An 8,324-nucleotide genomic window follows, 5' to 3' on the forward strand; every position below is an offset into this window, starting at 1 on the left:
TCGTAGAGCCCCTTGGCCGTCTTCGATTCCCTGATGGCCTGCCGGGTGCCGACGTGACCCGATCATGCCCGGACCTCCTCCTCGGGCTTGGTCTGCGTACGACTGGCGCGGGCGTCGAACTCCACCGAGATCGACTCGTTCGGGAACGAGTAGTCCACCGTGGCGAGGTACTTGCGGTAGCCGAGCATCTCCAGAAGAACCGACAGCGAATGGTGGTTCTGGTCCTTCAGCAGCGCAGTCGTGAAGTCGGCGTTGTTCTGCGCCATGTCGATCACTGTGGTCAGGAAGGCCGCAACGACGCCGGGGTCGGAGTTGAAGTCCTGATCGGAGTTCGCCTTCGCCTTGGCCACCAGGTCGGTGTTCTCCTTGGTCTTGCGCAGTGTCAGTTCCAGTTGCTGCACCGCGTCGTCGGCGGTCAGCCCGCTGTCCGCGAAGAGGCTGTTGATGGCGTCGATGATCTCATCCCACTGGGCCTGGTCGCGCTCGCGAGCCTGGGCTGTTCCCATCTCGGCCAATGGGGTCAGGGGAGTGGCTTCTCCCTTGGCTAGGTCGAGGCTCTGGCTGCCCTTGTTGTCGATCTTGTAGCGGGACAGGGCGATGTCAGCCACGCGCACTTTCACTCCGGACTGTTCGTCACGCAGGCGCTTGGCCAGCAGGCGGTAGTAGATCGCTCGCTGCTCCATCTCGACGCCGTAGGGCACGATCTGGGACAGGAAGTCGTACGCCTTGACGTAGTTGGACAGGTCGGAGCGGAAGCCTTCCAGTCGCTGAACTTCCTCGTCGTCCTCGTCCTCGCGCGACTGGTGCAGCGCGTCAACGAAGCGCTTGGCTCCGGGGTCGATGGCCCCAGCAAGCATGCCGTGCAGGCCCTTGGTCAGGGCGTCGCTGGCCTCACCCATCTCCTCCTCCGTATAGACGCGATCCAGGCCCACGGCGTCCAACTTGGCTGCGATCCGGTTCACCAGGTCGGGGTCCGTGGTCTCGGTGAGTTCGGCTCCCTCGTAGTAGGGCATGAACGCTGTCAGGATGTCCTCGCCGGAGTTCACGAAGTCGAGCACGTACACTTGGTCCTTGCCAGCCCACGTGCGGTTCAGCCGTGAGAGGGTCTGCACGGCCATCACTCCGTCGAGGCGCTTGTCGACGTACATCGCGCACAGCAGCGGCTGGTCGAAGCCGACCTGGTACTTGTTGGCGACGATCATCACCTGATAGTTCGGGCCGTGGAAGGCGTCCGCGAGGCTCTTGCCCTTGGTCCCTGTGTTGACGCTGGCCTCGGTGTACTCACCGACCCCCAGCAGGTCATCGGGTGCAATGTCGTGGTCATCGTTGCTGACGGTGACCTTCCCGGAAAAGGCGACCAAGGCGTGCACGTCGGTGTAGCCACGCTTGGCGACGTAACGCTCAACCGCGTTGTAGTACCGCAGGGCTGCCTTGCGCGAGGAGGTGACGATCATCGCCTTGGCCGCACCACCCAGCATGTGCGACACGTTGGCGCGGAAGTGCTCCACGATCAGTGCCACCTTCTGGCTGATGTTGTGCTCGTGGAGTTGCACCCACTTGACCGCAGCCTTGCGCGCGGCCTCCTTGTCGACCGACTTGATGTCGTCGTCCTTGGTCTTTAGGGCCAGTTCGTAGGCGACCTTGTACTCGGTGAAGTTCTGGAGCACGTCGAGGATGAAGCCCTCCTCGATGGCCTGCCGCATCGTGTAGCGGTGGAAGGGCTCTGGCTTGGGGTTACCCTCGTCGTCCAGCACGTCGGGGTTGGGGGTTCCGAACAGTTCGAGCGTCTTCGACTTCGGCGTCGCGGTGAACGCCAGATAGGTGACGTTCGGGGTCTCTGCCCGCTGGCCCAGTTCTGCGGCCAGGACGGCCTCGGTGTCCACCTCGCCGCCCTCGTCCAGAGAAGCCTGTTCCTCGGGGCTCAGGACAGCCTTCAACTTCGACGCAGCCATGCCGGTCTGGGATGAATGCGCCTCGTCCGCGATGACTGCGTAGTGACCCCCCTTCGACTCGGCCTGCTGGCGCAGGTACTGGAGAGCGAAGGGAGCGGTCTGGATCGTCACGACGATGATCGGGGTACGCATGGCCAGGGCCTCAGCCAGTTCCTTCGACTTGGACGAGCCCGCGCCGTCGATGGAGACGACCTGGGTGCCTCGCGGGTCCAACTGCCGCATGGCGTCGGTCATCTGCTTGTCGAGCACGTTTCGGTCGGTCACCACGATCACCGAATCGAAGACCTTCTTGTTGTCTGCGTCGTGCAGGGCGGCGAGCCGGAACGAGGTCCACACGATGGTGTCGGTCTTGCCGGAGCCAGCCGAGTGCTCGATGAGATAGCGGTCCCCGACACCGTGATCCTTGACGTGGCCGACGATCTTCTCCACGGCAGAGAGTTGGTGGAACCGGGGGAAACGCAGCGAGACGGAGGTCTCCTGCTTGCCCGTGACCGGGTTGGGCTTCTCCTCCTTTCGCGTGACCAGGTACTTGGTCAGGATCGTCAGGAACATGTCCTTGTCGAGGATGTCGGCCCAGAAGTATTCGGTGCGCGCACCCTTCGGGTTCAAGGGATTGCCCTTGCCGCCGTCATCGCCCTTGTTGAACGGCAGGAACGTTGTCTTCTGCCCGTCCAACTTCGTGGTCATCGAGACCTCGTTGTCGGTGACCACGAAGTGCACCAAGGTTCGCTTGCCCCACGCCAGCAGCGTCTCCTTGCCGTCCGCGCCGGGGTTGCGGTCGTTCTTGTACTGCACCTGCCCCCGGGTGACGGACTGGGTGAACTCGGTTTTCAACTCGATGGTCGCCACCGGCAGGCCGTTGAGGAAGAGCACCAGGTCGATGGACTTCTTGGAGTCCGTCACGGAGTAGTGCACCTGCCGCACCACGCGCAGCCGATTGTGCTGGTAGTCCTCGACCGTCTTCGGGTTCAAGGTCTCCGTAGGTTTGGGCTGGGCCATGAGGAAGCGAGACCCGATGCGACGGAAGCCCTTGCGGAGGATGTTGAGCGTGCCCCCGCCGTTCTCGACAGGCTGATTGAGCGCCGTGGCGAGGGCGTCGAGGATGCCATCGCGGGCCTTCATCTCCTGTGTGGAGTCCATGCCCGGCTTGATGAACTTCGCCAGTTCGTCACTCTGCGTGGCCTCCAGCCAGGCGAACACGTCCTCGGGGAACAGGGCACGCTTCCTGTCGTAGCGGGCGTTGCTGCCCTCTTCGTAGAGCCAGCCCTTCGAGTCCAGGAGTGCGACGGCCTCGTTCTCCATCGCCAGTTCCTTGTGCGCCTCGGTCACGACGCCTCCCTTTCCGTCGTCGGGTCGCTCCGCTCGACGCCGGTGGCGGGGTCGATCCTGCCCGTGACGGCAGCGGTGATGAGTGCGTCGCGGCGCTCGCGGAGAAGTCTAACTCCCTCAGAAGCAGCGTCGAGCACTCTTTCCACCTCGCCCGTTCTCTCTCGCCAGTCGGCCAGTGCGTCCTCCTGCGCGGCTTGGCTTGGCAGCGCGAGTCGGATATCCAGGAGGTCACGTGCGTTGAGCCGTGGGGTGCGCACTTGTCCGGAGTCAGCCGAACCGATCCCTCTGATGCGAGAAGCCATCTCTTCGATGAACGGCGCGCTACGCATGATCGAAGAGAGCCATTCAGGGTTCACTCCCTCCCGCGCTCGGAAGACTGCGTAGTCGGGACTGACGATTCCATCCTCGTCCGAGTGTCCCAAGGCTCCTTGGAATGCCCTCATGCGATTAAGAACGATGTCGCCCTTGCACACGACCTTGTACTTCGAGAGGTCTTCGCTCGCGGCTTGGTTAGTGGAGGTCTCATCTCGACGCCTGACTCCCCAGTCGATGGACACGGACAGCAAAGGGAGAGAATCTGCCGCGTCATTCGCGCGCTCTTCAGTTTCGAACATGGCGGTCTTCAGCCGATCTCCGGAACCCAGCAGTGGGAGCACAGCATACGCTCGCCACGCCGAGTCGTACTCGCTTATCCGCAGAATCAAAACTTCCTGCGCTTCGATCATGGCGTCGATCTGTGCAGTCTCGCGGTCGAGGAAGTCAGCGATGGCTCGTTGGTGCGACATAGGTGGAAGCGCGCCCAGGGGTAGATGCCGAATGTCCTCCTGTCGCAGGCCCACCCGCGTTACGCCGCTCGCACGCGTTTCCCACCACGCGAACGCCGGTCGGCTATTCAAGTACCAGAAGAGGAACTTTGGATCAACCAAGTCTTGGTGCGGAGTCGCGATGGCGACGTGGTAGCCGCACACTAGGTCAGGCGCGCTCGTCTTGACAAAGGCGGGAATGCCGATGTCGTCAGCCGTTTCCGAATCTTTCGTAAAGACGACATCGCCTGGTGCGAGCCGGAAACGGGCGATTTCATCCGGCGTGCAGGTTGCGGGCATGAAGTCGAAGTCGTTGAGAATGACCTCGTTCTTGTACACGTCCACGTAGTTGCATAGCCGAACCGCCTGCTCACCCTCGTTGGTGTGCTTATCCACGGTGCTAACGCGGACATCGGAGACGTTGAAGAGGCGAGCCTCTCGCGGCTGGATCAAGCCTTCACCTCCGCGAAGAGTGCCTGTACGCGAGCGATGGCGGCCTGCACGTCGGCATCGATCTCCGCGAGTGGTCGCGGCGGGACGTACTTGTAGAACGCCCGGGTGAAGGGAATCTCGTAGCCGATCTTGGTCTTCGACTCGTCAACCCATGCCTCGGGAGCCCAAGGGAGAACCTCGCGTTCCACGTACGCGTTCACGTCCTCGGTGAGCGGAACGTTCTCGGTGTCGCGCAACCCCGAGTCGGCCTCGATCTTGCCGCGCGGCGTCTTGACGATCTCTCCCTCGGGGGAGGGCTCCGCGAACGCGGCGACGACCGCCTTGCGGACGGCTGGCTTCAACGTCACGCCGTGCGCACCCAACGCCGGGCCGAGCGCCTTCTCAAAGTCCGCCTGGCTCTTCCATGTCCGATCCTTCTCCAACGTCTCCAGCGCCGTCCGAAGGTCGTGGCGGTGGTCCTTGTCGAGGGCCGCAACCGCCTTGGCCTCCATGACCTGCTCAACCTTGTCGGCGTCCACGGAGAAGACCAGACGCAACGGCTGCTCGACGGTGATAGTGCGGTAGCCGAAGTCCTCGGTGTTGAAGACCTTCGAGACCTCGGGGTCTGCGTCGGTGAACTCGCCGTAGAGGTTGACGATGGTCGAGATGTTGGCGGGGGAGAGCATCCGTCGCTTCGCACCGATGGACTTGCGCATCTTCACCCACTGCGCGGTGGCGTCGATCAACTGGACCTTGCCTCGCCGCTCCTCGGGCTTGTTGTTGTCCAGCACCCAGATGTAGGTCGCGATGCCGGTGTTGTAGAACATGTCGGTCGGCAGGCCCACGATGGCGTCCACAAGGTCGTTCTCCAGAAGCCAGCGCCTGATCTCCGAGGGCCCCGAGCCAGCCGCCCCGGTGAATAGGGCCGAGCCGTTGAGGACGATGGCTCCTCGCGCTCCGCCTTGCGAGGCGGGGCGCATCTTGGAGACCAAGTGCTGGAGGAAGAGCATCGCGCCGTCGCCCACGCTGGGAAGCCCCGCAGCGAACCGGCCCTCGTCGCCGTCGCGCTCCCGCTCGGCCCTGACCGACTTCTCCTGGACCTTCCACTCCTGCCCGAACGGAGGGTTGGACAGGCAATAGGTGAAGGTGCGCCCCTCGTGCCCGTCCTTCAGCAGGGTGTCCCCGAAGAAGATGTTCTGCGCGTCCTGCCGCTTGATGATGAGATCGGCCTTGGCCATGGCGTAGGAGAGTGCGTTGAACTCCTGCCCGAAGAGGTTCAGGGTCGCGCCGCTGCCGTGGTTCTGGAGCCACTCGTGGGCTTCCGACAGCATCCCTCCAGTGCCACAGGTGGGGTCGTAGACCTGGCGGATGGCGTGCGGGTCGGACAGGTCGTCCTCGTCCGGGGCGAAGAGCAGGCTCACCATGAGGCGGACCACTTCGCGCGGGGTGAAGTAGTCGCCGGCCACGTCCTTGGACGCCTCCATGAAGCGGCGGATCAGTTCCTCGAACACATCGCCCATCTCGGCGTTGCTCACCCGGTCGGGGTGCACGTTGAGGGCGGCGAAGCGTTTGACGATCTCCGGCAGCCGATCTCGGTCGTCCAGGTCGCGGATGATCTTGGGCATGTCGAAGCGCTCGAAGACCTCGAACACGTCCGGGTCGAAGCCCTCGATCATGGCCTGGAGGTTGGCTGCGAGGTTCGCCGGGTCGCCCAGGTTCTTCAGGCTGAAGGGGGAGGTGTTGTAGAACGTCTGGCCCGAGGCCCGCCGCAACATCTCCTGTCGCACCAGCGCCGGACTGTTCTCGTACTTCACCGCCGCATCGAGCACGGCTTCCTTGCTCGGAGCCAGTACGGAGTCCAGCCGGGCGAGCACGGTGAACGGGAGGATCACCGTGCCGTACTCCTTGGGCCGGTAAGGGCCACGGAGCAGGTCCGCGATGGACCAGATGAAGTTCGGGTCAGGCTTCGTCACGCTTACTTCCTTGCAGTCGGTCCACTGATCGTATTTGGCCTGGCCCGCCCAGGGCGCCAGGCGTGGCCGAGCAAGGGCTAGCCGCTCAGTCATGGTGGTCCTTCGGTGAACTCACGGATGGCAGCCAACGACCGCTGGCGACGAAGATCAGCCTTGGACGGCGTGGCCGTGACCTTGCGTCCCAAAAGGCGTGTGTAGCGCTCCCGGCCCTCGGCCAAAAGGTCAGGGACGCTCATGGCTTGGGCGGGCTCTGGAGCCTGACGTGCCGACTTCTGGACCCACTCCTCGACCTGCCGGGGACTGCGAAAACCCTCGGAGTCCCACATGCCGAGGCCCATGAGGACCGAGCGCGGGGAGTAACCCGCTCGGAGCGCTGCCCGAATGCCCGGAAGCAGGGTCTCAGCCTTGACGACCGGAGTCCCGGCTTCCGCCATCGCCCAGCGGGGCGGCGGGTGCGGTCGCCAGTTTCGGTCGGAAGCGCGGGCCCAGACAGCCAAGGCGTCAAACACCGACATGTCCCGGCCCGACTCGGGGTGTGGCGCGGGTGGCCGGGTTGTCGCTGCGTGAGGGTGCCATCGCTGCTGGTGCACCGGCAGAGGCACTCCAGCCGTCCTGGGCGTGTCCCTGGTTTTGTGGGAGCAGACAAACATCTTGGGGATGCTGCGTCGTGGAGGACCAGTGAGATGACATAATGCAGCTTATCGGTCATCGGTCACCACGGAACGGGCCGGAGGCCGCGGAGTCCTACAGCGGGTTCGTGATCTGGTCCTTCGTCCGGTCGACCTGGACGGTCCACCAGCTTCCGAGCCCCACCGCCCGGGCCGCTGCCGACAAACAAAGAACCCCCTCTTGCGAGGGGGTTCGTCGGTGGGCGATGCCAGGTTTGAACTGGCGACCTCTTCCGTGTCAAGGAAGCGCGCTACCACTGCGCCAACCGCCCGAGGTGGAGACGGGATTTGAACCCGTGTACACGGATTTGCAGTCCGTTGCCTCGCCTCTCGGCCACTCCACCTGGATGGAGGTTTACCCTCCCCAAGCGGGTTGGGAGAGACTTATCTCCGAGCGGACGACGAGATTCGAACTCGCGACCCTCACCTTGGCAAGGTGATGCTCTACCAACTGAGCCACGTCCGCCTGCGTCTCGCGGTTCCTGCCCTTGTGGGCTGGGCCGTCTGGCGCGTAGAGAACATTAGCGCAGCCTTTCCAAGGATGCAAAATCACGCGTTGACTCATCGAAGATGCCCGCGTAGCTGGAGTCGTTGACTCATCTGAAGATGCCCGCGTGGGTCAGACTCGGGGATGGAGTTGACGATGGCGACACGCAGGGCTGTCACGCAGGCTCAGCTGGCCAAGTGGCCCAAAGCCACACGCGCCGATAAATCAGCCATCCTGGACGCCGTGGTCCAACTCACCGGCTGGCATCGCGACCACGCCCGCAAGGCAATCAGAACCCTGCTCGCCGACCCCGACAAGGCCAGCCGCCCCCGAGCGCCACGCGACCCGGTACGCACCTACGACGACGCCACCGTCGCACTGCTGTCGCGCTGCTGGGCGATCCTCGACGGCCCCTCCGGGAAACGCCTCCACTCTGCCCTGCCTGACCTGCTGACCAACCTGGACCGCCACGGCCGCCTCACCCCCACCGAGCAAGCAGTGGTCGAGGCCGTGCTCCGCATGTCACCGGCCACCATCGACCGCCGCCTCGCGCCCCACCGTCAGGGACTGGTCGCAGGCAAGGGCCTGTCACACACCCGCCCCGGATCACTGCTGAAGACCTCGATCCCGCTCAAGACCTGGGCCGAGTGGAACGACACCATCCCCGGGATCATCCAGAT

The 8,324-nt window shown here is 64.0% G+C and carries 3 protein-coding genes, 3 tRNA genes and 1 pseudogene; 1 reads left to right on the plus strand and 6 read right to left on the minus strand.

Annotation, left to right across the window (positions count from 1 at the left end):
• Positions 1-62: 62 nt before the first annotated feature.
• From ACFQPD_RS04255 to ACFQPD_RS04280, 6 genes are all read right to left on the minus strand, one after another.
• Positions 63-3,281, minus strand: coding sequence for a type I restriction endonuclease (locus tag ACFQPD_RS04255; RefSeq protein WP_353082496.1), 3,219 nt, complete (start codon positions 3,279-3,281; stop codon positions 63-65).
• A complete protein-coding gene (locus ACFQPD_RS04260) occupies positions 3,278-4,537 on the minus strand; it encodes a restriction endonuclease subunit S (protein WP_385898753.1) in 1,260 nt (419 codons plus the stop codon). Before ACFQPD_RS04260 ends, ACFQPD_RS04255 begins: the two co-directional genes overlap by 4 nt.
• Positions 4,534-6,489: an N-6 DNA methylase gene (locus ACFQPD_RS04265; protein WP_385898755.1), complete on the minus strand. Its 1,956-nt coding sequence runs from the start codon at positions 6,487-6,489 to the stop codon at positions 4,534-4,536. Before ACFQPD_RS04265 ends, ACFQPD_RS04260 begins: the two co-directional genes overlap by 4 nt.
• An 868-nt stretch (positions 6,490-7,357) precedes the next feature.
• A tRNA-Val gene (locus ACFQPD_RS04270) sits at positions 7,358-7,429 on the minus strand.
• Between the two features lies 1 nt (position 7,430).
• Positions 7,431-7,501 (minus strand) — tRNA-Cys (locus ACFQPD_RS04275).
• Positions 7,502-7,550: 49 nt separating this feature from the next.
• A tRNA-Gly gene (locus ACFQPD_RS04280) sits at positions 7,551-7,623 on the minus strand.
• 177 nt (positions 7,624-7,800) lie between these two features.
• Between ACFQPD_RS04280 and ACFQPD_RS04285 the strand changes: the two are divergent.
• Positions 7,801-8,324: pseudogene (locus tag ACFQPD_RS04285) on the plus strand (hypothetical protein); the annotation flags it as partial.

It is taken from the genome of Tessaracoccus sp. O5.2 (genome assembly GCF_964266725.1).
In the GTDB taxonomy this organism is placed as follows: Bacteria; Actinomycetota; Actinomycetes; order Propionibacteriales; family Propionibacteriaceae; genus Arachnia; species Arachnia lapidicapta.